At 63.1% G+C, this 26,427-nt stretch carries 24 protein-coding genes; 13 read left to right on the top strand and 11 right to left on the bottom strand.

Going from position 1 to position 26,427, the window contains the following annotated elements:
* Positions 1–4 precede the first annotated feature (4 nt).
* From G489_RS0114215 to G489_RS0114225, 3 genes are all read right to left on the bottom strand, one after another.
* Positions 5–1,150, bottom strand: coding sequence for a branched-chain amino acid ABC transporter permease (locus G489_RS0114215; RefSeq protein WP_029042092.1), 1,146 nt, complete (start codon positions 1,148–1,150; stop codon positions 5–7).
* A 3-nt stretch (positions 1,151–1,153) separates the two neighbouring features.
* Entirely contained in the window at positions 1,154–2,182 is a 1,029-nt protein-coding gene (locus G489_RS0114220; protein WP_029042093.1) for a branched-chain amino acid ABC transporter permease, read from the bottom strand.
* Positions 2,183–2,254: 72 nt separating this feature from the next.
* Complete coding sequence (locus G489_RS0114225) at positions 2,255–3,607, bottom strand: substrate-binding protein (protein ID WP_029042094.1); 1,353 nt, start codon at positions 3,605–3,607, stop codon at positions 2,255–2,257.
* 207 nt (positions 3,608–3,814) lie between these two features.
* Here G489_RS0114225 and G489_RS0114230 point away from each other — a divergent pair, with 207 nt between their 5' ends.
* The 9 genes from G489_RS0114230 (at position 3,815) to G489_RS0114275 (ending at position 14,288) form a co-directional block, all read left to right on the top strand.
* Positions 3,815–5,500, top strand: coding sequence for a helix-turn-helix domain-containing protein (locus tag G489_RS0114230; RefSeq protein WP_029042095.1), 1,686 nt, complete (start codon positions 3,815–3,817; stop codon positions 5,498–5,500).
* 54 nt (positions 5,501–5,554) lie between these two features.
* Positions 5,555–5,929 carry a response regulator transcription factor gene (locus tag G489_RS0114235; protein WP_035872823.1) on the top strand — a complete coding sequence of 125 codons (375 nt, stop codon included), beginning with the start codon at positions 5,555–5,557 and terminating at the stop codon, positions 5,927–5,929.
* A gap of 2 nt (positions 5,930–5,931) precedes the next feature.
* On the top strand, positions 5,932–6,183 hold the full coding sequence (locus tag G489_RS20720) for a hypothetical protein (RefSeq protein ID WP_035872824.1): 252 nt from the start codon (positions 5,932–5,934) through the stop codon (positions 6,181–6,183).
* Entirely contained in the window at positions 6,180–8,906 is a 2,727-nt protein-coding gene (locus tag G489_RS0114245; RefSeq protein ID WP_029042097.1) for an ATP-binding protein, read from the top strand. The genes G489_RS20720 and G489_RS0114245 overlap by 4 nt, the downstream gene beginning before the upstream one ends.
* Positions 8,903–9,667, top strand: a complete 765-nt coding sequence (locus tag G489_RS0114250; protein ID WP_155889409.1) for a ribonuclease T2 family protein — start codon at positions 8,903–8,905, stop codon at positions 9,665–9,667. Before G489_RS0114245 ends, G489_RS0114250 begins: the two co-directional genes overlap by 4 nt.
* A gap of 1,655 nt (positions 9,668–11,322) precedes the next feature.
* The gene (locus G489_RS20730) at positions 11,323–11,547 is read left to right on the top strand and encodes a GIY-YIG nuclease family protein (protein ID WP_342667644.1); all 225 of its coding nucleotides are present in this window, start codon (positions 11,323–11,325) and stop codon (positions 11,545–11,547) included.
* Between the two features lie 982 nt (positions 11,548–12,529).
* Complete coding sequence (locus tag G489_RS21985; RefSeq protein WP_051332669.1) at positions 12,530–12,874, top strand: VOC family protein; 345 nt, start codon at positions 12,530–12,532, stop codon at positions 12,872–12,874.
* Positions 12,874–13,467, top strand: a complete 594-nt coding sequence (locus G489_RS0114270; RefSeq protein WP_029042099.1) for an ArsR/SmtB family transcription factor — start codon at positions 12,874–12,876, stop codon at positions 13,465–13,467. The genes G489_RS21985 and G489_RS0114270 overlap by 1 nt, the downstream gene beginning before the upstream one ends.
* A gap of 26 nt (positions 13,468–13,493) precedes the next feature.
* Positions 13,494–14,288, top strand: coding sequence for an SRPBCC family protein (locus tag G489_RS0114275; protein WP_029042100.1), 795 nt, complete (start codon positions 13,494–13,496; stop codon positions 14,286–14,288).
* On the opposite strand, the gene G489_RS0114280 is transcribed toward G489_RS0114275, so the two are convergent.
* The 4 genes from G489_RS0114280 to G489_RS0114295 form a co-directional block, all read right to left on the bottom strand.
* Positions 14,289–14,720, bottom strand: coding sequence for an Lrp/AsnC family transcriptional regulator (locus G489_RS0114280; RefSeq protein WP_029042101.1), 432 nt, complete (start codon positions 14,718–14,720; stop codon positions 14,289–14,291). It abuts the gene before it with no gap.
* 265 nt (positions 14,721–14,985) lie between these two features.
* Positions 14,986–15,369, bottom strand: coding sequence for a hypothetical protein (locus G489_RS0114285; protein ID WP_029042102.1), 384 nt, complete (start codon positions 15,367–15,369; stop codon positions 14,986–14,988).
* Positions 15,370–15,412: 43 nt separating this feature from the next.
* On the bottom strand, positions 15,413–16,249 hold the full coding sequence (locus tag G489_RS0114290) for a universal stress protein (RefSeq protein ID WP_029042103.1): 837 nt from the start codon (positions 16,247–16,249) through the stop codon (positions 15,413–15,415).
* A gap of 222 nt (positions 16,250–16,471) precedes the next feature.
* Positions 16,472–17,923 (bottom strand): aldehyde dehydrogenase, encoded by a 1,452-nt coding sequence (locus G489_RS0114295; RefSeq protein WP_029042104.1) that lies wholly within the window; start codon positions 17,921–17,923, stop codon positions 16,472–16,474.
* Between the two features lie 266 nt (positions 17,924–18,189).
* Here G489_RS0114295 and G489_RS20740 point away from each other — a divergent pair, with 266 nt between their 5' ends.
* The 3 genes from G489_RS20740 to G489_RS22850 all read left to right on the top strand — a co-directional run bounded on the left by G489_RS20740 (position 18,190) and on the right by G489_RS22850 (position 20,281).
* Positions 18,190–19,101, top strand: coding sequence for a helix-turn-helix transcriptional regulator (locus G489_RS20740; RefSeq protein ID WP_051332670.1), 912 nt, complete (start codon positions 18,190–18,192; stop codon positions 19,099–19,101).
* A gap of 93 nt (positions 19,102–19,194) precedes the next feature.
* Complete coding sequence (purU, locus tag G489_RS0114305) at positions 19,195–20,049, top strand: formyltetrahydrofolate deformylase (RefSeq protein WP_029042105.1); 855 nt, start codon at positions 19,195–19,197, stop codon at positions 20,047–20,049.
* Between the two features lie 97 nt (positions 20,050–20,146).
* A complete protein-coding gene (locus G489_RS22850) occupies positions 20,147–20,281 on the top strand; it encodes a hypothetical protein (RefSeq protein WP_281173319.1) in 135 nt (44 codons plus the stop codon).
* Here G489_RS22850 and G489_RS0114315 read toward each other — a convergent pair.
* From G489_RS0114315 to ugpB, 4 genes are all read right to left on the bottom strand, one after another.
* Positions 20,278–21,330 (bottom strand): sn-glycerol-3-phosphate import ATP-binding protein UgpC, encoded by a 1,053-nt coding sequence (locus G489_RS0114315; RefSeq protein WP_029042107.1) that lies wholly within the window; start codon positions 21,328–21,330, stop codon positions 20,278–20,280. The two genes, G489_RS22850 and G489_RS0114315, sit on opposite strands and share 4 nt — an antisense overlap.
* 3 nt (positions 21,331–21,333) lie before the next feature.
* On the bottom strand, positions 21,334–22,182 hold the full coding sequence (ugpE, locus tag G489_RS0114320) for a sn-glycerol-3-phosphate ABC transporter permease UgpE (RefSeq protein WP_029042108.1): 849 nt from the start codon (positions 22,180–22,182) through the stop codon (positions 21,334–21,336).
* Positions 22,183–22,191: 9 nt separating this feature from the next.
* Positions 22,192–23,076 carry a sn-glycerol-3-phosphate ABC transporter permease UgpA gene (gene ugpA, locus G489_RS0114325; RefSeq protein WP_029042109.1) on the bottom strand — a complete coding sequence of 295 codons (885 nt, stop codon included), beginning with the start codon at positions 23,074–23,076 and terminating at the stop codon, positions 22,192–22,194.
* Positions 23,077–23,145: 69 nt separating this feature from the next.
* Entirely contained in the window at positions 23,146–24,474 is a 1,329-nt protein-coding gene (ugpB, locus tag G489_RS0114330; RefSeq protein ID WP_029042110.1) for a sn-glycerol-3-phosphate ABC transporter substrate-binding protein UgpB, read from the bottom strand.
* A gap of 315 nt (positions 24,475–24,789) precedes the next feature.
* On the opposite strand from ugpB, the gene G489_RS20745 reads away from it, so the two are divergent.
* A complete protein-coding gene (locus G489_RS20745; RefSeq protein WP_051332671.1) occupies positions 24,790–26,391 on the top strand; it encodes a methyl-accepting chemotaxis protein in 1,602 nt (533 codons plus the stop codon).
* Positions 26,392–26,427: the final 36 nt, after the last annotated feature.

The following is a 26,427-nucleotide window of genomic DNA, read 5'->3' on the forward strand; positions in this document are numbered from 1 at the left end:
GCTCCTACTCGGCCGGTTGCTGTTTGGCGCTGACCGCGCTGCCGTCACTTGTGTCTGGCCTTCGCCGGAACAGGGTTCCGATACGGCGCACCCCTTCCATGATGCCGCCAGGCAGGAAGATCACGACGATCATGAACAGCAGCCCCAGGGTGAGGTGCCAGCCCTCACCAACGAACAGGGCCGCGACCCAGACAAACGGTTCTTCCATCCCGTCGGGCAGGAAGGAGAAGAAGTTGTGCAACACGCTTTCGTTGAAGGCCGAGAAGATGTTCTCGGCATATTTGACGAGCCAGGCACCGATCACCGGGCCGAACAGTGTGCCCGCGCCGCCCAGAATGGTCATCAGCACGATTTCGCCCGAGGCCGTCCACTGCATCCGCTCGGCACCGGCCAGCGGATCGGTCACGGCTAGAAGGCCGCCGGCGAGACCGGCATACATGCCCGAGATCACGAAGGCCGCGAGGGTATAGGGCCGCGTATTGAAGCCGGTATAGTCCATCCGGTTCTGGTTCGACTTGATCCCCTTGAGGGTCATGCCGAAGGGCGAATTGGTGATGCGCTGGGCCAGAAAGAAAGCCAGCACAAGGATCACCGCGCAGAAATAGAATCCGGTCAGGCCCGTCATGGGCAGGCCGAACAGATTGGGCACCGGCAGGCCGGAGCCGCGTTCGGTAAATGCCAGGTCGATGACCCGCGGGTCCTGCAGAGTGAGCTGCAGGCTGGTTTCACCATTGGTGATCGGGGTGAGCACCGAATAGGCGAGCGAGTAGCACATCTGGGCAAAAGCGAGGGTCAGGATCGAGAAATAGATCCCCGAGCGCCTGAGGCTCACATAGCCGATGACCACGGCGAACACGCCGGAAAGCAGCACCGCGAACAGGAGCGCGGGGATGGCGTTCATCGTCAGGAGCTTGAATGACCAGACTGCCGTATAGGAGCCGACGCCGAGAAAGGCGGCGTGGCCGAATGACAGGTAACCGGTCAGCCCGAACAGGATATTGAAGCCGATCACCATGATCCCGTAGATGGCGAAAGTCTGCATCAGGGCCGGATAGGCCGCACCGGTTGGCGTGAGCCAGATCGGCATGGTCAGCACCAGGATGGTGAAGCCGGCAAAGACAAGTATGTCGCGACGATTCATGAAAAACATGGCTTAGTTCTCCATCACGCCGCGCCTGCCGAGAAGGCCGCGGGGCCGCGTCAGCAGAACGATGACGGCAATCAGATAGACGATGATCTGGTCGATGGCCGGAATGATTGCCTTCACCTCTGTCATCGAGGCGAATGATTGGACGATGCCAAGCAGGAAGCCTGCGGCCACAGCACCGGGCAGAGAGCCCATGCCGCCAACGACGACGACCACGAAGCTGAGCACCAGAAAGTCCATGCCCAGATGGAAATTTGGCGGCAGCAATGGCGTGTACATCACCCCGGCAAGCCCGGCGAGGATGGCGGCGAGACCGAACATGATCGTGAACCGCCGGTCGATATTGATGCCCAGAAGGCCCACTGTTTCGCGGTCAGCCATGCCGGCGCGCACAACCATGCCGAACGTGGTGAATTGCAGGAAGGCAAAGACGCCCCCGATCACCACCACCGAAAACAGCAGGTAAACCAGGCGCCACCAGGGATAGACAACCTGGTTGGCCTGCATGCCGAGCCAGGAGCCGACATCGGCCGCACCGACAAGGCTCGAGGGGATCGGCTGGGGAATGGGGTTGGCGCCGAAGAACGAGCGCACCACTTCCTGCAGAACGATGGCGAGACCAAAGGTCACCAGGATCTGTTCAGCGTGCGGGCGCTTGTAAAAATGCTTGATCAGGCCACGCTCCATGGCGACGCCGATGATGAGCATGACTGGTATGGCCAGAAGGATCGAGAATGGCACCGAATAGTCGATCAGGACCTGACCGAAATCACCGAACCACTGTTCCGCGTATGGCACGCGGATTTCCAGCGGGCTCCCCCAGGGGGTCAGTTCGGTTTCGCTGACGGTGACCTGTTCAAGGGTGAGCAGGCGGCGAAAGGTGACTGCGCAAAATGCGCCCAGCATGAACAGCGCCCCGTGGGCGAAGTTGACAACACCCAGCGTGCCGAAAACCAGTGTGAGCCCGAGAGCGATGAGCGCATAGGCGCCACCCTTGTCGAGCCCGTTCAGAAACTGTGCGAATATCGCTTCCATTCCGATAGGTCCTTTGACCGGAAAAGGCCCGGCCACACGTGGCGGCCGGGCTGTTGACGCAATGGGCCGGGATTAGCAGGCAGCCGCGTCGTACGGGCCCAGCTCGCCGCCAAAGAGCGAAGCGTCGAAGTCCGCGACGTCGCGCTCGACCACGGCCACTGTCTCCAGACGGTCGAAGTTCGACTGCGGGTTCTCGCGGCCCTGAACGGCGTGCACGCGCTTGAGGCACTGATGGTCCTCCGCACGATACAAGGTCTGGCCATTGCCCATGCCGTCGAACTCGAAACCTTCCAGCGCCTTGATGACTTCAGGCGGATAGAAGGTGCCGGCGCGTTCGACCGCGTCCGCATAAAGCAGGGTCTGCACATAGCAGGTGTGTGCGGCCTGGCTGGGCGGCTGGCCGAACTTGGCCCCGAAGGACTTGGTGAAGGCCTGGCTGGCCTCGTCAGGGGACTGCCAGTCCCAGTTCGAGGTGCCGTAAATGCCCTTCATGGCATCGCCTGCACCCTGGGCCATCAGATCCGAAACCAGCGGTGTCACGATCTGGAAATCCTGGCCATTGGCCTGGCGATCGCGAAGACCGAACTGCACCGACTGGGTCAGCGAGTTGACCATGTCGAAGCCGTAGTGGTTGAGGATCAGGACGTCAGCACCCGAGTTCAGAACCGGGGTGATGTATTGCGAGAAGTCACCCGCACCCACAGGGGTCAGCACGGTTTCGACAGTTTCCCAACCGAGGGCTTCGGTTGCGTTCTTGATCGATTCCTGCTGGGTCCAGCCCCAGGTGTAGTCCGAGGTCAGATGGTAGGCCCGGCGCTGGGTGCCATATTGCTCGCCCAGGATCGGCGCAAGCGCGGTACCGGACTGATAAGCGTTGAAGAAGTGCCGGAAGCCATAGCGCTTCTTGTCCTTGCCGGTGGTGTCGTTGGAATGGGTCAGGCCGGCCATGAAGATCACGCCGCGTTCCTGACACAGACCCTGCACGGCGATGGCCACGCCCGAGGACGAACCGCCCGAAAGCATGATCACGCCATCACGTTCGATCATCCGGCGTGCGGAATCGCGAGCAGCGTCGGAGCCGGTCGCGGTGTCGCCGGTCACATAGGTGACCTTCTTGCCCAGAATCCCGTTGCCGGTGGCGGTCTTGGAGCTGAACGTGTTCAGCATGCCGCCATCGCCTCCACCATTGAGGTGCTCGACAGCGAGCTCGAAAGCGCGCTGCTCGTCAGCGCCCTCGTCAGCATAGGCGCCGGTCAGCGGCATGTTGAAGCCGAGGGTCACCGTGTCGCCGGTGGGGTTGTTGCAGAACTCCTGTGCCCAGGCGCCCCGCACGAAAATCGACGGTGCCACGCCAGCGGTAACAAGGCCGGCGCCGGCCGTCTTGAGCACTTTGCGGCGGCTAAGGCCACCCTTCAGTTTGCTCATAGGTCTCCTCCTTTGAAATTTGGCGGGCGCGCCCTCTCCTCCTGGCACACCACGCCGTTGCACAGATTACCGGCAGCCAGAAAACAAACGCAATAAGTTGTTGTTATATATAATTTATTTTGTAAAAGCTTGAACCATAATTTCTGTATTATTGTAAATCCTTTTACAAGCCGCTATCATCAACCGGACCAGATCCAGGGACCGACCATGCGCGCACCGATCGGACAAAAGATCCGCAATCTGAGAAAGGCGCGCGGTTTTTCGCAGTCCGGCATGGCCCGGTCGGTGGGCATTTCACCGAGCTACCTCAATCTCATCGAAGCCAATAAGCGCGATGTCGGTGGGGCGCTGCTTCAGCGCATCGCCGCTCAAATGGGGATCCCTCTCGACGAACTGACCGGCGATTCCGAGCAGCGGATGATCGCCGATCTGACCGAGGCCTTTCTTGATCCCGCGCTGGGCGGCACCGGTTTGAGCGAAAGCGATGCGCGCGATCTGGTCGCCGCGCAGCCGCAAGCGGCGGCGGCGTTGCACGCTCTTTATCGGCGTTATCTCGATGCGCTGGCCAGCGCCGAGGTCTATGCCAACCGGCTAAGGGCCGATCCGCTCCTGGCCGAATTGCTGCATCAGATGCTCTCTCACATCACCGCGGTGCGTTCCTCTGCAGAGATCCTCAATGACGAAGCCGATCTTTCCGAGCCCGAACGCCAGCGATTCGGCGCAGCGATCAGCCGGGAGAGCCGATCCCTTTCGGATGTGGCGATGACGTTGATCCGTCAGTTCGACCGCGAGGCGGTGTCGCACCGCTCGGTCACCCCGATGCGCGAGGTCGATGACCTTATCAACGATGAGCAAAACTATTTCCCGGCACTCGAAGATGCCGCCGGTGAGCTCATCCGTAACGCGGCTGTCACCGGCCAGCTCGACGAAACCCGGCTGGTCGAGCATCTCGAAAGCCGGTTCGGGGTGCGGGTCCTGCGCGGCACCAGTGGCGGCGACCGCCCCGGCGGAGCGGGCCAGGTGCATTACGATGCGGATGAAAAGGTGTTGTGGTTCCAGGCCAACACCATGGCCTCGACACGCCAGTTCCAGCTCGCCCGGCTCTATGGGGAATTGGCCGCCGAAGGGGTCCTGTCGGCGCTGATCGACGATACGCGCCTGACGACCGCCGATTCGCGGCGGCTGGCCTATCGGGCGCTTTCCTCCTATCTCGCCGGGGCCATGCTGATGCCCTATGAGGCGATGTATGAGCGCGCGGAGGCGGCGCGGTACGATGTCGACTTTCTGGCGCAGAGTTTCGGGACGAGCTTCGAGCAGGTCGCGCACCGCATCGTTTCGCTCAAGCGGCACGGGCAGGCCGGTGTTCCGTTCGGCTTTTTGCGCGCGGACCCGGCGGGGAGGTTGACCAAGCAGTTCCCCCTGCCCGGTCTTTTGTTGCCCAATGCCGGCCATGCCTGTCCGCTGTGGACGATCTACTCGGCTTTTCGCAGCCCGGGCGCCGTCACCCGGCAGATTGCGCGTTTCCCGGACGGGTCACGTTATCTGTTCATCGCCAAGACGTCGGCCCGCCGGGCGGCCACTTATCGCGACCAGCCATTCTACACCGCCATCATGCTCGCCTGCGACGCGCTCGAGGCCGACCGCACCATTTACGGGCAGGGGCTGGCGCTGGGCGATGATGACATGGACACGCTTGTCGGTCCGGCCTGCCGGCTATGTACGCGGCGCGACTGTGCCTATCGCCAGGAGGAGGCGATGCCGGGGCTCGACGGACACAAGGACGTGCGTGCACCTTTCACCCGCGACGATTTCGAGCGTGACGCTGCGCCGAACCGCTCATCAACACCTGCGCCGCGCGCCGATGGGGCAGAGCTTGGCGAAAGCGTGAAATAGGCATTAGATTGGGTGCAAACCGGCAGCAAGACCGGAACATGGGAGGAAGTGCCGGTGTCAGTGGACGTTCTGATTGCCGAAGACGAACCGAGCATTCTCGATTCGCTTGAATTCATTTTTCGCCGCGCCGGGTGGTCGATCTCCTCGGTCGCCGATGGCGAGGCGGCGATTGCCGCGGTGGGGGAAACCGCGCCCCGGGTGCTGGTGCTCGATGTGATGCTGCCCAAGCGCTCAGGCTTTGAAGTGCTCAAGCATATCCGCTCGCAGGCGCGCACCGCGGGTCTGCCGGTGCTGATGCTCACCGCCAAGGGCCAGCAGCAGGACCGCCGCACCGCCGAAGCGCTGGGAGCGAATGGTTTCGTCACCAAGCCCTATTCGAACGCGGAGGTGGTCGATGCGGTGCGCAAGCTGATGGGCGGTACGGCCTGAGCATGACCAATCGGCGCAAGTTCGAATCGATCGCGTTTTTCATTCCCGTGCTCGGCGCGGTCGTGATCATGCCGCCGATCGTGTTGATGTTCGACAGGTCGCTGCATGTATTCGGCTTTCCGATGATCATCGCCTTCCTGTTCACCGTGTGGATGGCGTTGATCGTTTCGGCCTGGGCGCTGAGCCGGGCCGCGCCCGAATTCGGTCGCCGACAGCGCGCCGACAATGAACCGACCCGAGAGGCGGACGAATGATCTCCGCCAATGTGGCGATTGCGACGGCGGTCGCCTATGTGATCGTGTTGTTCGCGCTTGCCTATTTTTCGGACCAGCGGGCCCGGTCAGGGCGGGGCAAGTTCCTGCGCTCGCCGCTGATCTATACGCTCGCCATCTCGGTCTATTGCACGAGCTGGACCTTTTACGGCGCGGTCGGTTCGGCGGCGCGCAACGGGCTCGAATATCTCGCCATCTATCTGGGACCGACGCTGGTTTTCACCGGCTGGTGGTTCGGGCTGCGCAAGCTGGTGCGCATCGGGCGCAGCCAGCGCATCACCTCGATCGCCGACCTTTTGTCCTCGCGGTTCGGCAAGTCGGGGCGTATCGCGGTGCTCGTCACCCTGATCGCGGTGACCGCGACCACGCCCTATATCGCGCTGCAACTCAAGGCCATCACCTCTTCACTGCAGGTGATTACCGGCGCCTCGGCCGTCAACGGGGCTGCCACCGGCGCCTTTGACGAGGTGCAACTGGCCCTTGTCATCGCCGCCTCGATGGCGGTCTTCACGATCCTGTTCGGCACCCGCAATGTCGATGCCAATGAGCAGCATCACGGGGTGGTCGCCGCCATCGCCTTCGAGGCCGTGGTCAAATTCCTAGCCCTCGCCGCCGTCGGCATCTTCGTTGTCTTCGGGATCGGTGGCGGATTCTCCGAGGTCTATTCGCGTGCCGCTGAGGCCGGCGTCACCCTTGAAGGCTCGGAGATGTTCTCCTCCCGCTGGGTCGCGATCAATGTGCTCGCCGCTGCCGCGATCATCTGCCTGCCGCGCCAGTTTCAGATCACCGTTGTGGAGAATTCGGACGAACGGCATCTGCGCACCGCGAGCTGGGCGTTTCCGCTCTATTTGTTCGGGATGAGCATCTTCACCATGCCGATCGCGATTGTCGGGCTGTCGATGCTGCCCGCGGGCGCCAACCCGGATCTGTTCGTGCTCACCCTGCCGCTCACCTTCGATCAGGATGCATTGGCGCTGTTCGCCTTTATCGGCGGGTTTTCCTCGGCCACCTCGATGATCATCATCGCCTCGATCGCGCTGTCGATCATGGTCTCGAACCATATCGTCATGCCGCTGGCGCTGCGCACGCCGAACAGCTTCGGGCTCGGGGACGGCAAGGGCGTGACGACGCTTTTGCTGAACAGCCGGCGCGCGGCGACCGTGTTCATCCTGGCGCTCGGTTTCATCTATTTCTGGGCGACACAGGAATCCGCCGCGCTTGCCGCGATCGGGCTCATTGCCTTTGCCGGGGTGGCCCAGTTCGTGCCGGCGCTGATCGCCGCACTCTACTGGCGCGAGGCCAATGCCAAGGGCGCGCTGGCCGGACTGGTCATGGGGTTCGCGCTGTGGGGCTACACGCTGTTCCTGCCGAGCTTTGAAAGCTCAAGCCCCTGGGTTGCCGATATCGTTGCCAATGGCGCGTGGGGGATCGCGCTTTTGAAACCGCAGGCGCTGTTGGGCATGCACGGGCTCGATCCGCTGGTGCATTCGGTATTCTGGAGCCTGTTCGCCAACACCTTCGCGCTTGTCACCATCTCGCTCGCCACAAAACAGTCGGCGCTCGAGCAGTTGCAGTCGGCGCTGTTCGTTGATGCGTTCCGGCGGCCGCCGGGCGGAGAATCCCGCTTTGCGCGTTCCTCGGCAGCGATCAACGATCTCTTCTTCGTCGCCCAGCGGGTGCTCGGTTATGAACGGGCGGCGGCCCTGTTCGACGAATTCGCGGCCCATACCGGGGTGCAGCGCCGGGCGCTGGAGCCCACACCGGAATTCATCTCGATCCTCGAAAAGGAACTCGCCGGCTCGATCGGCGCCGCCTCGGCGCATGTGATGCTGTCCCAGGTGGTGTCGGGCGACAATATCTCACTCGAAGAAGTCATGCAGATGGCCGACGAGACCCAGCAGGCCATCGAATATTCGCAGCAGCTCGAGCAGACCTCGGACGAGTTGCGCTCGACTGCGCGCAAGCTGCAGCGCGCCAATGAACGGCTGCGCGAGCTCGACCAGCAAAAGGACGAGTTCCTCTCCCAGGTCAGCCACGAAGTCCGCACGCCCATGACCTCGATCCGGTCGTTTTCCGAAATCCTTCTCGATCACCAGGATCTCAGCAACAAGGAACGCGAGCGGTTCCTGACCACAATCCACACTGAAAGTCTGAGGCTTACCTCGCTGCTGGACGAAATCCTCGATCTCAACGCGCTCGAGCGCGGGGAGCAGAAGTGGATCAACTCCCCGACCAGTGCGAACGCCGCACTCGAGCGGGCCATCGATGTGTGCACTCCGCTGATCCGGAAGCGCGAGATGGAGCTCAAGCTCGGTCCGCCGCCTGCCGAGGTTCACGTTAATGCCAATCCGGACCGGCTGTGCCAGGTGTTCATCAACCTGATTTCGAACGCGGCCAAATATAACGACGCGGACGAACCGTTCATCGAGGTGAAGCGGTCGGCGGACGGGCAGCAATTCCGGGTCGATATCCGCGACAATGGCCCGGGTATCCCGGCGAGCGAACAGAAACGCATCTTCGAGAAATTCTCGCGCGGACGGCGCGGCTCGTCGAGCGATCAGACCGGGGCCGGGCTTGGCCTCGCCATCAGCCGTGAGATCATCTCGAACATGGACGGCAAGCTCGAACTGGTGCGCCGGCGGGGACGCGGCGCCTGTTTCCGGGTCACCCTGCCGGTCATCGCCGAGGTTGAAGCCGCCGAATGAGTCTCATGCGTGCCGTGCTTTTTGCCGCCCTTGCGCTGGCGCTTTGTGGTTGCGACCAACCGCCATCCGAAGCCGCATCCGGCAACACCGCCGAACGGCCTCAAACCAGCACGTTCAATGTGCTCGCGGTGAGCTGGCAGCCGGCGTTTTGCGAGACCGCGCCAGGCAAGCCGGAATGCCAAAACCAGAACCCGGACCGGTTCGAAGCCGACCACTTCGCCCTGCATGGGCTGTGGCCCGGAGAACGGGGTACCGAATATTGCGGGGTGAACGAAGCCAATGAGACGGCCGACCGGCGCGGTCAGTGGGATCGTCTGCCGGCCCCTTCGCTGACCACCGCCACCGCCCGCGAGCTCGAAACCGTGATGCCAGGCACCCGATCGGCGCTCGAACGGCATGAATGGATCAAGCATGGCACCTGTTATGGCGGCGGGGCGGAGCTCTATTTCGCTGACAGCCTGGCCCTGTTGGCGGCGCTGAACGAAAGCGGCGTCCGCGATCTGTTCGCCGGCTCCATCGGATCGACGCTTCAGGCGGACGACATCCGAGCCGCGTTCGATGCCGCGTTTGGCGACGGTACCGGAGACCGGGTCACTGTCGAATGCGAAGACGATGGAGATCGTCGGCTGGTCGTTGAGTTACGGCTTGCGCTCACCGGCAGCATCGGCGCTCCACCCGCTCTCGGCGCATTGCTGCGCGCCGGCCCCACCCGCTCCCGGGGCTGCCCGCAGGGAATCGTCGATGCGGTGGGGCTGCAGTAGAGCTGCCGCCCCCCGGGGTGTTCTCCTGCCTCGCGCCGGCGGGCTGGTCAGGACAGGGCGAAGATTGCAGCTGTTCAACCCTTCGAGCGTAGCTCTCAGGGTGTTCGGGCGCTGCCGAGGCTCCACCGGAGCCTCGGCTTGGCTGCGCCAACCGCTTCTCACTCCCTCGCGCCGGAGGGCTGGCCGGGACAGGGCGGTGTGTTTGTATGGCGTTGCTGCACACTCTCCCTCATCCTGAGCATGTCGAAGGATGAGCCACTCGGGCCACCCTCGCCCTTCGAGGCTCGGTTTCACGTCGCACCTCAGGGTGAGGGCTTGGGGGTGCATCCTCCCGGGCCGCCCCGGACCTGATCCGGGGCCTAGACATTACACGAGGTCCCGGCTCTCTCTTTGTCTCACGGCGCGTACCGCTCCGGTCACGACGCTGGTCGCTGTGACCTCCGCTGCGCCTGCGACGGCGCGGCCAAAAAGTTGGCCGACAGCCCAGCGCGCGTAGCGCTCCGGGCGTTCTTCCCTTCAATCGGTTCACCGGACCGATTGCCCCGCAAGGCGGGACGGTCATAACTCCGCGGCTCTAGTGAGCCTCGTCCTTCTTCTCCCACGCTGATCTCCCCTTGTTTCCATCAGACACCCCAACAGGCCCGGCAGGCTGATGTCTCCAGGGTTTCAAATCAGCAGAGCGGGAGAGAGGCGCAGGGCGTCTCGTCGCAAAACTAAAACAATGAGACGGCCAGCGCCTCTCTCACCCGGGATTTTGGGCTTGGACTGCGTCAACGGGCTGGGGTCAATCCCCGCCATGTTTCCACGGTGCGCTGCCGCCGTAACGGCAGCCGGCTCCGACACAGTTTTGGCCTCCCCTGAAGCGACCCCCATCGAACCCGGACCCTTTCCGGCGGAAGGCTCGTATGCATCCTCGCTCCGTGCCGGCAGGTGGGTGGATGATAATCGGGTGTCAGAGGGCGGGGATAACTTTCGAGCGTTTGCCGATGGCAACGCAAAGCTCCGATGGAGCTTTGCGAGCGAAGAAAGGCCATGAGAGCTACGCTCGAATGGCGGAAACACCACCCCCACCCGTTCCAGCACTACCAAGGTTCCACCGGAACCTCGGTTTGGGCTTCGCCCAACCGCTTGTCACCCCCCGTCAAGGGGGAGGTGACATTGGGGCCAGCTCATTGGTCCCTTAACTCCATTGGTGAAGCGGGCACCGCCCAAACCCTCCCCCTTGCGGGGGTGAAGCGGAACCAGCAATCTCTCCAGTGGAGAGATTGCCCGCTGAACGGACCGGCATAGCCGGGCCGGGTGGGGGGCACACGCCAACCACGCCCTCGCCCTTCGAGGCTCGGTTTCACCTCGCACCTCAGGGTGAGGGCTTGGGGTAGTATCCTCCCGGGCCGCCCCGGCCTCCGAGCCGGGGCCTGGTTGCATTTGGCATCTTGCCATTCGAGCGTAGCTCTCATGACCTGCTCGCCTCCAATCGATCCACCGGATCGATTGGCAAGACGGCTCGCAGTCCCGGATCAAGTCCGGGACAGCGCAGAGCGTGTGGCACTGGTCACCTCCAACCCCCTCGTCACCCTCGGGCTTGCCCTTCGACAGGCTCAGGACGAGGGTCCATGACGCCTCTCAATCTGGCAATGTGCGCGTGGGTTTACATCATGGCAAACAAGCCGAGGGGAACGCTTTATGTCGGCGTCACCGGCGACCTTGTGCGGCGTGTCTGGCAACACCGCGAAGGTGAGATGGAAGGCTTCACCCGCCAACACGGTGTGAAGATGCTGGTTTATTTCGAAGAACACCCCACCATGCCGCTGGCCATTCAACGGGTGAAGAACCTCAAGCGCTGGGTTCGGCAATGGAAACTCGACCTGATCGAGGCATGAACTCGAAATGGGAGGATCTGTGGCCCCGCATCTTAGCGTAGCGGCGCGTTCCTCCACAGGCCCATTTCCCGTGCGTCAGCTCATCATGGACCCTCGGGTCCAGCCCGAGGGTGACGAAGGAGGGGAGGCAGGGCCATCACCCAATCTCCGTGTCACCCCCACCCTGTCTCGCGACGGATTTGGCAAGCCAAATCCTGCTCAACGTCCCTCCCCGCAAGGGGGAGGGAAAGGCAGATCACAGGCGCTGTCACATTCCGCCCGCGCCCTTCGTGGTTCGACACGCTCACCACGAGGGCTCAGGGTGAGGGCGTAGATGAGCATCGGCATCGGTCCACCACCCACCCACGTCACCACCCGGTTTATCCGGGTGGTCCATTCTGGATTGCCCGAACAAGTCGGGCAATGACGGCGGAGAGTGTGGCACTGCGCACCTCCACCCACCTCGTCACCCTCGGGCAGCCCGCCGGCGCGAGGCGGGTAAGACCCGAGGGTCCATGAGGCGCTGCAAGGGATTCAATGGTCGTGGATAGTCACAACGGCTTCCCGCGATGCACCTCATCATGGATGCTGTTCATGCCCAGTAGAGGCCCCCTCACCCGATCCTTCGGATCGACCTCTCCCCCAAGGGAGAGGTGAAACCCGTGCCAGCCTGGCAGAGGTCCGGGACAGCGCGAAGATTGCAGCTGTTCAACCCTTCGAGCGTAGCTCTCAGGGTGTTCGGGCGCTGCCAAGGCTCCACCGGAGCCTCGGCTTGGCTGCGCCAACCGCTTCTCACTCCCTCACGCCGGCGGGCTGATTGCCTCGCGCCGGCGGGCTGGTTGCCTCACACCGGCGGGCTGGTCCGGGATGACGGCGGAGGGGTTGGCACCTGGAGTACAGCAACGCCAGGCAGCCAGGACCACGGGTTCCTGTCACGTCAATTGACAAATTTCTTTTTCTATTCAAATCTGGGTGGTGATACAGTCCAATCAGGAGGCAGGGAATGGCCGCACCGATCGTGTTTTTTGATATCGCCGCACCGCAAGACGACGCACTCAAGGATTTCTACAAGACCGTCTTCGACTGGGAGACCGGCGGGCCGGAATTCTCGGTGCCGGTAATCACGCCCCTAAGCGGCACGATCCGCAAGGATCCGGCTGAGAAGCTCCTCTATGTCGGGGTGCCCGACATCAATGCGACGATGGAGGCCATCACCGCGAATGGCGGCAGCATTGATGCTCCGCGCTTCGAGGTACCAGGACTGGTCGTGCTTGGCCTGTTCAAGGATCCGGCGGGCAATCGCATGGGCCTTGTGGAAATGGATGGCGACAAACCAAAGGTGCCGTAATGGCCAGCCAGGCACTGATCTCTGACCCTGAAGCGGCGCTGGCGGCGCTGACGCCACTCCGGCAACGGATACTGGCGGCGCTCAGGGAACCCGGTTCCGCAGCGAGCCTTGCCGAGACGCTTTCCGCGTCCCGGCAGCAGCTGGGGTATCACCTCAAGGCGCTCGAGAAAGCCGGTCTGATTGCGCGGGCGGGCACGCGGCAGCGGCGCGGATTCATCGAGCAGCTCTTTCGCGCCTGTGCGGATGATTTCGTTCTCGATCCTGGGCTGATGGCCCGCTCGCTCGATGCCATCGACGCACAGGACAAGCATGCCGCCAGCCATCTGGTCGGCGCTGCCGCAACGCTTGTGCGCGAGGTCACCCGCATGCAATCGGCGGCGGAGGCCGAAGGCAGCCGGCTGCTGACCTTCACCATCGAAGCGGAACTCGGCTTTGCTGATCCGGCTGAACTCGACCGGTTCACCACCGGGCTGGCCGAAGCGATTTCCGAACTGGCAAAGAAGTTCCCGCCCGGCGAAGGCCGAAGGGGCTATCATCTGGTGGCGGGCGCACACCCTGCGGCCGCCCGCGGCAAGACATCAACCCCGAACTAGAACGCAACAATAGCGGGCAACAAGACATGGCGGACAACAAGGATACCGACGGCCCCACCGAAGAAAAGGTGATCATCGACATCACCATTTCCGCGCCGATCGCCGAGGTCTGGCGGGCGGTACGCGACCCGGGTGAGATCGCCAATTGGTTCGGTTGGGATGCGGACACCCTCGCAGACGAGATTACCTGGATCTTCGCCGATCACGTCGCGGTCGACGAGGTGGAGCATGTGCTCAATTTCGAGAGTTTCGGAGGGCTCGAGGACCGGTTCGAACTCAGCAAAACCGAAAACGGCACACGGTTGCGCGTGGTCAGGTCGGGTCCTGCGGGGCACGACTGGATGGGGATCTATGAGGATGTCAGCCAGGGCTGGATGAGCTTTCTGCAGCAATTGCGGCTTTGGCTCGAAAAGGCCGGCAGGACCGACCGGCGCACGCTCTATGTCTCGGGCGGGGCGACGGAAGGCGGGGCATTGCCGATTGCGGCCACCGGATTGCCGGCAAGGGCGGCCGCCGAACCGGGCGCGCCGGCACGCTTTTACCGGCCGGATGGCACAGCCATGACCGGCACGGTCTGGCATCGCACCGATTTTCAGACCGGGGTGATGGTGCCCGAATGGGGAAACGGGATGATCATCGCCACCGACAAGCCGGTCTCCGAACGCTATCCGCGTGGCGGCGGATCGCTGATGATCACGACTTTCGGGCTCGATCAGGCCACGTTCGACGCGTTGGTGGCCGAGTGGCATGACTGGTTCGCGGCGCGCTTTCCGACCGACCCGGTGTTCGAGGCGCCCAAGGCCGCCAGCAAGCCGGCCTGATCAGCGGTCGATACGGGTCGACAGGATGATCGAAGACAAGGTGCGTTCCACCCCTTCGAGCAGGCCGACCCGGTCGATCAATTCATCAAGCGCCTGGATCGACTGGGCCTCGACAATGACGATCATGTCGAAACTGCCCGAGACCGAATGCAGGGTGCGCACACCATTGAGTTGCCGCAGACCGGCCTCGACCTTTGCGGCCAGCTTGGGCGCGACGGTGACCAGCAGATGGGCGCGCACCGCCTGGGTCAGATAGTCTTCGGACAGGCGCAGCGTGTAGCCGGCGATCACGCCCTTTTCCTCGAGCCGGTCGATGCGGGATTGGACCGTGGTGCGCGACAGGCCAAGCCGCCGCGCTATCTCGGCGGTCGAGAGGCGGGCATTCTCGCGCAGGATGGCAATCAGGGCCTGATCGGATTCGGTCGTCGACATCGCGTCATGCTAGAGCATCGTGCGATTGTCTGGATACCGGATTCTCGCAAATGCGAAGTGGGGACAGGCCCGCCAAGACCTGTCCCCTTCCCCGCCGCCCGTCCGGCAAGACCGGATGGGCGTTCTTGCCGGCGCCCTCACTCAAAGCGGCCGGCAAGCTCGTGACCGGAAGCGTTTGTCCCGCCAAAGGAAAGGCGGTTGGCTCCGGGCCTGTGTTTGTCGCGTTTCCGAGCGGCGGACCGATGTCCACTTCACCTCGCAACGCTCAGAGCGTCTCCACCAGGGTGACGCGAAACGTGTGCATCTCGCCTTCCGCGTCGGCGAGCGAGACATATTCGCCCATCACGAACCGTTCTTCGCCGAAGCGGTATCCGGTCTCGTCATCATCATCGCGGTCGGGGTCATAGTCGAAGTACCAGCGCCCGCCGGGGCCATGGCGCAGCAGGCCGACGGCATCGGTCTCGCCATCGATGAACCGGCGCACCCGGCAGGCACCCGCATGGGCCTTCTGGGTATCGGTGTCGATGCGGTAATCCCCGTCGAGCGGCGCAAGGATATCATAGCCGTGTTCGGCATCGCCCTCGGGATTACCCGGCTCACGGGCCAGTTCGAGACGGATGTGGCGGAAGGATTTCGGCAAATCGTTCATTTGGCGGTCTCCGGGGAAATTGGCGGTTACGGGGGTCGAAAACTCAGTGTGCGATCAGCACCGGCACATGGGCGTGGGACAGGATCTGGCGGGTGGCGCCGCCCAGCACCAGTTCGCGGAAACGCGAATGGCCGTATCCGCCCATGACCAGCAGCGTCGCGCCTTCATTGTCGACGGCGTTGAGCAGGGCCTCACCGGCATCCTTCCAGCCGCCGATGTGGCGCAGTTCGGCCTTGGCGCCATGGCGGGCAAGGTAGCGGGCAATGTCGGCACCCGGCTCGCGGTGCTCGCGTTCGGGGGAGCCGTTTTCATCGACCAGGGCAACGACGGTCTTGTCGGCACCGGTGAAGAAATCCATGCCTTCCGAAACGGCGCGGGCGGTTTCCCGACCCGGCTTCCAGCCCAGAACGACAACGTCGAAATCCCTGGGCTTGCCATCGGGCGGGGTCAGCAGCACGCCGCGGCCGGAGTTGAACAATACCGCTTCCATCAAACCCTCGATGGCTTCGGAATTGGCGTGGTTGTAGGGCCGCGTGCCGATGAAAATATCTGCGGTCTGGGCTTCGTCGGCCATGGCGTCGCGGGCCTGGGAATACATCAGGTCCCGGTGGCGCAATTCATGCGGGCCAGCCAGCCGGTCGAGCTTATCATTGAGTTTGGCGGCGAGTTCGGCACCTTGGTCGACGGCTTCCTTCTGCATGGCGGCGATGGCTTCGCCATCGGGCAGATAGGCGCTGGAGACGGTTGTCACCTCTGGCAGGATATTGATGTAGAGACCGGTGATATGCGCGTTGTTGCGCGCCGCGATCTGCTCGGCATAGCCCAGGCGCACATCGTCCTGGTCGCTGCCATCGAGAAAAACCAGAATATCCTTGATCATTGTCGCGTCCTTCACCGTTCCGGCTGTGCGGGTGCCCATAATCAAGCAAACGCGCAAAGCCCTTGCGTTGATCCATGTCAATCGGGGGTGACGACGTCGCAAATGCCTTCAGGCCAAAAGAAAAAGGCCCCCCAGGCCAAAGCCTTGAGGAGCCTTTCCCGCGCCAGCCGGCCGTCCGTCATGCCTCGGACAACCGGCAGCGCCGTTCGGTTGAAGACAGGTTTAGATCGGGTAGTGCAACTCGCCTTCGGTGATGGTGATCCACCTCAGATCGGTGAATTCATGGATGCCGGCCTCGCCACCGAACCGGCCATAGCCGGAGGCCTTGACGCCACCAAAGGGCATTTGCGCTTCGTCATGCACGGTCGGGCCGTTGACATGGCAGATGCCGCTTTCGATACGGCGGGCGACGCCGAGAGCGCGGATCGCGTCCTTGCCGAAAACCGCCGCGGACAGCCCGTATTCGGTGTCATTGGCGACACGGACAGCCTCATCGACGCCCGACACGCGGACGATGGCGACGATCGGTCCGAAGGATTCCTCGGAGTAGATGCGCATCGCCGGGGTGACGTGATCGAGGATGGTTGCCTGCATGATTGCGCCTTCGCCCTTGCCGCCGGCGGCGATCACGGCGCCCTTCCCGACAGCATCATCGATCAGTTCGTTGATGCGGGTCACCGCCGATTCGTCGACAAGTGCACCGAGCGGGCACGAGCCTTCGCGCGGATCGCCGGCCTTGAGGGTCTTGGCCTTCTCGGCAAAGGCCGCCACGAACTCATCGGCGATCTTTTCGTCGGCGACAATGCGCTCGGTCGACATGCAGATCTGGCCCTGGTTCATATAGGTGCCGAAGGCGGCAGCGGCGACGGCCTGTTCGATATCGGCATCGTCGAGCACCACGAAAGGCGCCTTGCCGCCCAGTTCAAGCAGGGCGGGCTTGAGATGGCGGGCGGCGGTCTCGGCAATGATCTTGCCGACACGGGTCGAGCCGGTGAAGTTGACGCGGCGAACCGCCGGGTGGGCGATCAGGGCATCGACGATTGCAGCCGCATCGTCTGGCGCGTTGGAGATCACGTTGACCACACCTTCGGGCACGCCGCCTTCGCGCAGCGCCTCACCGATCAGGGCATGGGTCCTGGGGCAGATTTCCGAGCTTTTCATCACCACGGTATTGCCGCAGGCGATCGGGGTGGCCAGCGAACGGGTGCCGAGGATGACCGGCGCGTTCCAGGGGGCGATCGACAGCACGACACCGGCGGGCTGACGGATAGCCATGGCCATGGTTCCGGGTCGATCCGAGGGGATGACCTCACCCTTGATCTGGGTGGTGAGCGCGGCAGCCTCGCGCAGCATGTCGGCAGCGAGCCCGACATTGAACATCGCCCAGCCGGCGGTCGCGCCGATTTCGGTCGCCATGGCGGCAACGAAATCATCGGCCTTGGCCATCAGCGCATCGGCCGCGCCAAGCAGTGCCTTGCGGCGTTCGCCGGGCGAGGTTTTGCTCCAGGTGCCGAAGGCTTCCGCCGCGATATCGGCGGCATGGTTGGCATCGTCGACGGTGGCGGCGGCCGCAGTGGTCGCCACCTCGCCGGTCAGGGGGTTGCGGCGCTCGAAAGTGGCGCCGTTCGAAGCGCCGTCATGGGCGCCGCCGATAAGCAGACCAAGCTGATCCATTGTTCCTCTCCTCATTGTCCGACCCGCCGGATGCCGGGGAACGGCCGGGATGGCGGCCCCGGACGCACCTCGGGAATGAAAGGGGCAAGGGGTCGGGCCGATCCGGCATCCGGTCGGAATGCCCGCGGGATGAACGGGCATTGTTGCCATCACCTTACTGCGGTGTCCTGCCGGCTCAAATGGACAAAACCCATAGAAACTTGTACTTTCTGTGAAATTGGTCCGGTTAGTGCGCCCGCGCCCTGCCTCACCGACAGAAAGTCTCGATGAGCAATCCCAAAGTCAGCACGCCGCAGCGCCCGCCCGACCTGTTGCCGCCCAATCCGGGCGCGCTGCCCGACACCGAGTTCCATGCCCTGCAATCGACGCTGACCGAGACCGAATGGCGGTTTTCCGGCCGGCGTAACCGCGCCTTTCTGCTTGAAGCCGGCAAAGGCCGGCTGAAGGTGGCGCAAACCGAAACAGAACTCGCCGGGCCGTGCCTTATCTGGTTGCCGACCGGCCAGGAAGCAGTAATGGCGCTGAAGACAGGCTCGCGCGGACTGTCGCTCGCAGTCAGCGATGTGGCGCTCGGGCGGGCCATGCCGATGGGGCCGCTCTTCGCGCGGATCCGGCATATCGTTTATCGCCCGCTGCTGGGCGTGCCGGTCAGCGTGGCGGCGCAGAAGCGGCTGTCGGGCAGCTTCTCGGCGATCGAGAGCGAACTCAAAGGCAATGCGCCCGGCGCCGAGGACGCGGTGCGCTATCACATCGGTCTGGCGCTGATCGAGTTGTGGCGGCTCTCCAGTCCTGACCCGGTGGGCCAGCGCCCTTCCCAACGGATGATCCTTCATAATTTCCTGCAGCTGGTCGATCTGCATATGCGCGAACACTGGACGCTGGCGCGTTATGCCCGGCAGTTGGGGATATCGACCGAAAGGCTGTCGAGTGCGGTGCGGCGGGCCACGGGACAGCCCCCGCTCAAACTGGTTCATGCAAGGCTGATGCGCGAGGCCGAACGGCTGCTCGACGGGCCGGAACTGCAGATCGCGGAGATCGCCGAAACGCTCGGTTTCCGCGATGCGGGGTATTTCAACCGGTTCTTCAAGCGCAACAAGGGGATGGCGCCGGGCCAGTATCGCCGGGCACAGGAGCGGCGGCCGGGGGTGGCCGGGCCCAGCTTCGCCGACTGGCCTTAGGAAACCCCGGGTAACCACCCGCCCGGAAATGGCGGTTGCCCTTGATCGCCAAGCCGCCTATTTCCACCTCATCCTGACCGCCGGAGCTCCACCATGACCAGCCGCAATCTTGTGCTCACCCTCTCCTGCGTTGACCGGCCCGGCATCGTGGCCGCGGTCACAAGCGAACTGGCGGCGGCGGGCGGCAATATCGCGGAAAGCGCTCAATACTGGGACCGGCAGACAGGCAATTTCTTCATGCGGATCGCCTTCACGGTGCCGGGTGACGTCAACCGCAGTGCGATCCGCGAAAAACTACAGGATGCCATCGACCAATTCGGCATGACGCTCGATATCGTCGATACGGCGCACAAGCCGAAAATCCTGGTCATGGTCTCGAAATTCGACCATGCGCTGTTGCACCTGCTCTATCAGATCCGTGTCGGCTGGCTCGAGGCCGAGGTCGTCGCCATCGTCTCCAACCATGCGGACAGCGCCCGCACTGCGGAGATCGAAGGCATACCGTTCCATCACCTGCCGGTGACCCGCGACACCAAAGCCGAGCAAGAACAGGCAGTGCTCGACCTCATTGAGGCGACCGGGGCCGACCTCGTTGTGCTGGCCCGCTATATGCAGATCCTGAGTGATGATCTCTCCTCGCGCCTGTTCGGGCGGGTGATCAACATCCACCACTCCTTCCTGCCGAGCTTCAAGGGTGCCAAGCCCTATCACCAGGCGCATGAGCGCGGGGTGAAGCTGATCGGGGCGACAGCGCATTACGTCACCCCGGATCTCGATGAAGGCCCGATCATCGAGCAGGAAACCGCACGGGTGACCCATGCGATGACCCCGGACGATCTGGTGGCCGCGGGACGGGACGTCGAATCCCAGGTGCTGGCGCGGGCCGTGAAGTTGCATCTCGAACGCCGCGTGATGCTCAATGGGCACAAGACCGTGGTGTTTTCCTGAGAACCCCGAGATGGTTCGAATTGCGCACAAGTTCGAACAGCTTATGAAAGATGCGCCCCTTACTGCGACAACCGGACCGCAGAACAAGGGGAATCATATGAAGTTCGGATTTGCCGCCCTCGGGGTTATCGTCGCCGTGATCATCGCCGGCATCTCGATCGATTTCGCCGCCGATACCGGGCCGGCCGGAGCCAACGATCCCACCGCCGTCAGCAGCCACGTTACCGACTAGTCGATACGCCTGCCGGTGCCGGCATCGAATTGGTGCAGGGCGCCGACCGGCAAGTGAACCGTAAGGTCTGCAGCGAGGCTGACGCCTTCGTGACCACGCACGACCAGGATCATCACCCGATCGGTCTTCGGTAACCGCAAATAGACATGGCTTTCCCCGCCCACCGGTTCGATCAACTCGATGGTGCCGGTGACCGCGATGGCGGGGTTGCCATTCGCAGAGAGGGTCACCGCGTCGGGCCGGATGCCGATGGTGCCGGTATTCGCGCCAATGCTTTCAGGCAAGCTGCCGCCTGCCTCGGTCTTCAGCTCATCGGTCCCGAACAGGTTCATGGGCGGTGAACCGACAAAGCCGGCAACGAAGAGCGAGGCCGGGCGCTCATAGACCTCGGTCGGCTTGCCGATCTGTTCGATGCGACCGGCGTTCATCACCACCACCCGGTCGGCAAGGGTCATGGCCTCGAGCTGGTCGTGAGTGACGTAAACACTTGTCGTGTTGAGGCTGCGTTGCAGGCGCTTGATCTCGACCCGCATCTGGCCGCGCAGCTTGGCATCGAGGTTGGAGAGCGGCTCATCGAACAGGAACGCCTTGGGGTGGCGCACGATGGCGCGGCCCATGGCGACGCGCTGGCGCTGGCCGCCCGAGAGCTGGCGCGGCTTGCGTTCGAGGAAGGGGCCGATCTCGAGAATGCGGGCAGCCTCTTCGACACGGGCATCGATCTCGGCCCGCGGGGTGCCGCGGTTCTTGAGCCCGTATTCGAGGTTACCGCGCACGCTCATATGCGGATAGAGCGCGTAATTCTGGAACACCATGGCGATGTCGCGTTCGGCGGGTTCGCGTTTGTTGACCGGCCCACCGCCGATCATCACTTCGCCTTCGGTGACGGTCTCGAGCCCGGCAATCATACGCAACAGGGTCGATTTTCCGCAGCCCGAGGGGCCGACGAGCACCAGCAATTCGCCATCGGCGATGTTGAGATCGAGGGGATGGATGGCGGTGACATTGCCCGGATAGGTCTTCTTGACGCCCGCAAGATCGATGGCGGCCATGGCCTATTTCTCCGTTTCGACGAGGCCTTTGACGAAAAGGCGCTGCATGAGAATGACGACGAGAACCGGGGGCAGCATGGCAAGGGTGACGGTGGCCATGACGAAGTTCCAGTTGGGCTGGCTGTCGGCGACCTGGACCATGCGTTTGATGCCCATGACGATGGTGTAATAGCTCTCGTCGGTGGTGATCAGGAGCGGCCAGAGATACTGGTTCCACCCATAGATGAAGAGGATGACGAACAGGGCGGCGATGTTGGTCCGGCTCAAGGGCAGAAGGATATCGCGGAAGAATTTCATCGGCCCGGCGCCGTCGACGCGGGCGGCCTCTGTCAGTTCGTCCGGCACGGTGATGAAGAATTGCCGGAACAGGAAGGTTGCGGTCGCCGAGGCGATCAGCGGGATCGAGAGACCCGCATAGGAATTCAACAGCCCGAGATCGGCGACCACCTTGAAGGTTGGCAGGATGCGCACCTCGACCGGCAGCATCAGGGTGATGAAGATCGCCCAGAATGCGAGGAGCCGGAAGGGGAAGCGGAAATAGACGATGGCGAAGGCCGACAGGATCGAGATGATGATCTTGCCGATAGCGATCGAGAGCGCCATCACGAGCGAATTCCACATCATCACCCCGAGGGGCGGGGCACCGGAGGTGGAGATGCCGGCATCGAGCATGGTGCCGTAATTCTCGATCATCCGGTCGCCGGGCAGGAGCGGCACCAGCCCCGAGATGAACGCGTTTTGCGGATGGGTCGAGGCGATGAAGGCCAGATAGACCGGGAACGCCACGGCCAGCACGCCGAGGATCAGAATGGCGTGGGAGAAGAAGGTGAGCCAGGGGCGATTTTCAACCATCACTGCCTCCTAGTAAGCCACGCGCCGCTCGACGAAGCGGAACTGGATGACCGTGAGGCCGATGACAATGACCATCAGGATGACGGACTGGGCCGCAGAGGAGCCGAGATTGAGTCCGATGAACCCGTCCTCGAAGACCTTGTAAACGAGGATATTGGTGGCCTGGGACGGCCCGCCTTCGGTGGTGGCGTGGATGATGCCGAAGGTGTCGAACATGGCGTAGACGATGTTGACGACCATCAGGAAGAAGGTGGTCGGGGACAGGAGCGGCAGAACGACGGTGAAAAAGCGTTTGACCGGGCCGGCACCGTCGATGGCGGCGGCCTCGGACAGGGAGTGCGGAATCGACTGCAGTCCGGCAAGGAAGAACAGGAAATTGTAGGAGATCTGCTTCCAGGCGGCGACGATCACGACCATGATCATGGCATCGGTGCCCGAGAGCCGGTGGTTCCAGTCATAACCGAGCTGTTCGAGCAGGTAGGACATGATGCCGATGGTGGGGTTGAACATGAACCACCACAGCACCCCGGCGACAGCGGGGGCGACGGCATAGGGCCAGACCAGCAGCGTCGTATACGCATCGCGTGAACGGATCATCCGGTCGGCGGCAGCGGCCAGCAACAGCGCCAGCCCCATCGACAGGACCGTGGTCGAGACCGCAAAGACGCCGGTCACCGAAAGCGAGTTGAGGTAGTCGGGTTCGCGCAAAAGGCGAAGATAGTTCTCGACACCGACAAAGCTCGTCTTGAGGCCGAAGGCATCCTCGCGCAGGAAGGACTGCCAGATCGCCTGCCCGGCAGGCCAGAGGAAGAACACGAAGGTGATCGCGAGCTGGGGTGCCAGCAGGGCATAGGGCAGGCCGCGATTGGAGAAGACGACGCGCTTGGTTTGCATGCTTTGTCCGGATGGTGAGAGCCCGCACCGGGTTGGCGCGGGCCCTGCGAGACTTATGGGTGAAGGCGCTTACTTGTTGGCGGCTTCGAAATCGCGGATCAGCGCATTGCCGCGCTCGACCAGCGCATCGAGGGCGCCCTGGGCGTCCTTGCTGCCGGCGAGGAGCTGCTCGAACTCTTCGTCGATGATCGAACGGATCTGGACATAATTGCCGAAACGCAGGCCCTTGGAATTGGCGGTCGGGGCATTCAGCGTGATCTGCTTGATGGCAACATCCGAACCCGGATTGGCGGCATAGTAGCCCTGCTCCTGGCCGAGGTCATAAGCAGCCTGGGTGATCGGCAGATAACCGGAGAACTGGTGCCAGTCGGCCTGGACCTCGGGCGAAGACAGGTAGGAGAAGAAGTCGGCGACGCCGGCATATTCTTCGTCCGCATGGCCCTGCAGCACCCAAAGGGTCGCACCGCCGATGATCGAATTCTGCGGGGCACCTTCGACATCGTCATAATAGGGCAGCATGCCGAAGCCGACTTCGAAATCGGAGGCATTGGCCAGAACGCCGGCGCGTGAAGCGGAGGAGTTCATGTACATCGCGCATTCCTGAGCATAGAACTTCGGCGCGGAATCCGCACCGCCGCCCGGGCCGCCATACTGGAACAGGCCTTCGTCCTGCCAGCGCTTCATGTTTTCCCAATGCTTGACCTGGACCGGACCGTTGACGGTCATTTCGGTCTCAAGACCGCCAAAGCCGTTTTCCAGCGTGCCGATCGGCTGGTTGTGCCAGGCCGAGAAGTTCTCGAGCTGCACCCAGGAAATCCAGCCCGAGGAGAAGCCGCATTCGGCAGCGCCCGATTCCATGATGGTATTGGCGAAGCTTTCGAGCTCGCCCCAGGTTTTGGGCGCGGTTTCGGGGTCGAGGCCGGCTTTCTCGAACACGTCCTTGTTGTAGTAAAGGATCGGGGTCGAGGAATTGAACGGCATGGAGAGCATGTTGCCATTGGTGTCGGTGTAATAACCGACGACGGCAGGCAGGAAGCCCTCGGGATCGAAGTCCTGACCGGTATCGGCCATGAGCTCATAGACCGGGTAGATGGCGCCTTCGGCGGCCATCATGGTGCCGGTACCGACTTCGAAAACCTGCACGATGTGCGGCTGTTCATTGGCCCGGAACGCGGCGATGGCGCCCGTCATGGTCTCGGTATAGGTGCCCTTGTAGACCGGGGTGACAGTGTATTCATCCTGGGAGGCGTTGTAGCCGGCCACGATTTCTTCGAGCTTGGTGCCAAGCTCGCCACCCATGGCGTGCCACCAGGTGATTTCGGTCTGGGCGAAGGCGGTGCCCATGGTGAGGGTGGCGGTGAGGGCTGCAAGCCCGGTCGCGGCAAAAATGCGTGCCATCTTGATCTCCGTTGTTGCGGGAAACAGGCGACGGCACTGGTGATCCAGCGCGCCCCCGAACGCAGGAAAATGGCGTTAGCAATGGCGCTTGACGGGTAGATGAAGGTTCAACTGCAGATATATGACAGCGCCAGGCGAAGGGCATGGCCCGCCAAAGCGGCCACCCCGGGAATCCGGGCATAAGCGCCCGAACATGACCGGACCGGGTTAACGGCTTGTTTGCCATGTTTCCCCTAATGTTTCGCCCATGGGCGCGGATCGCAGGCTGCGATGAGGTTCCGCGCGGGTTTGGGGAAATTGAGGAGAGACCCGGCGATGACCAATTCGCACGGTGTGCAAGGCCGCAACCTTGCCGACGATCTTGAGACATTCGAATTCGACGAACACAGCAGCGCCGCCATAGCAGCCATCGGACCATCGATCGAGGCGCATCTGGGCGAGGCGCTGGAGCACTTTGCCGACAGCGGTGAGGCCCGCGCCAGCATTTGCGAGCGCGAAACAGCCAAATGGACCGGCTTCGCCGCGGGCAAGCCCGGTGAGGAAATCCTCGCGGCTGCCGCATCGGCCGGCCAGCATTACGCGGAAGCCGGCATCGAACCGCGCCAGGTCATCGCCACCTATGCGATTGTGGGCGAACAGGTCATCAAGAGCGTGATCGCCGACGCTCTGGCCGAAGGTGGTTCAAAATCGCGGTTCGGCTTCGGCAAGAAGGCCAAGGGCCCTGATGCCAAGGTGCTGGCCGAAGGGGTTGGCGCCGTGTTCAAGGCGATGCTGCTCGATCTGGAGCTCACGCTGTCGACGGCGCGCCAGTACCGTGACGTGCAGACCAAGGCCGCCCAGACCCGGGAGGCGGATGAGCGCTTCAACACCAAGGTGCGCCAGATGATCGACGCCACCGGCGGGGCGCTGAGGAAGATCGCCGATGGCGATCTGACCGCGCGCATCACCGAGGAACTCGATCCCGAGTTCGAAAGCATCAAGGCCGATGTGAATGCCGCCGCCGAGAAAATGGCGCATGTGATCGGCCAGGTGCAAACGACCTCCTCCGCGCTCAAGACCGCCACCGGCGAAATCCTCGCCGGGGCCAATGACCTTTCAGAACGCACGACCAAGCAGGCGGCGACGATTGAAGAATCGGCGGCGGCCATCGAGCAGGTGGCGGCGACCGTGGGCAAGAACACCGAACGCGCCAAGGAAGCCAGCTCGAACTCCGCCAATGTGGCCCGCACCGCGCAGGATGGCGGCGCGGTGATGGTGCAGGCGACCGAGGCGATGGAGCGGATCACCAGTTCCTCATCCAAGATCTCCAACATCATCGGCATGATCGACGACATCGCCTTCCAGACCAATCTGCTGGCCCTCAACGCGTCGGTCGAAGCAGCCCGGGCCGGGGAGGCCGGCAAGGGGTTTGCCGTGGTCGCAATCGAAGTCCGGCGGCTTGCACAGTCGGCTGCCGAGGCGTCGTCCGAGGTCAAGGACCTGATCTCGAAGAGCGCCGACGAAGTCGAAAGCGGATCGAAGCTGGTCGGCGAAGCCTCGGGCAAACTCAACGCCATGCTGGAAGCGGCGCGCGACAATGCCAAGCTGATCGAGGACATCGCCCGCGACAGCCAGGAGCAGTCGACAGCGATCGACGAGATCTCCATCGCCATCCGGCAGATGGACGAGATGACCCAGCACAACGCGGCGCTGGTCGAGGAGACCAACGCGGCCATCGAGCAGACCGAGGCACAGGCCGTGCAACTCGACGATATTGTCGATGTGTTCGTGATCGGCGGCGCGGGCGGCATGGCAGAGAAGACGCCGAGCCGGCTGGCCCCAGCGGCCAAACCCGCGCCCGCGAAACCCGCAACCAAGCCCGGCTATGCGGCGACCGCAGGCAACACCGCGCTCGATACCGATTGGGAAGAGTTCTGATCGGGAGCGGCACTCCAACCCGTTCCCCATCAATAC

Source organism: Cucumibacter marinus DSM 18995, from assembly GCF_000429865.1.
Classification (GTDB): domain Bacteria; phylum Pseudomonadota; class Alphaproteobacteria; order Rhizobiales; family Devosiaceae; genus Cucumibacter; species Cucumibacter marinus.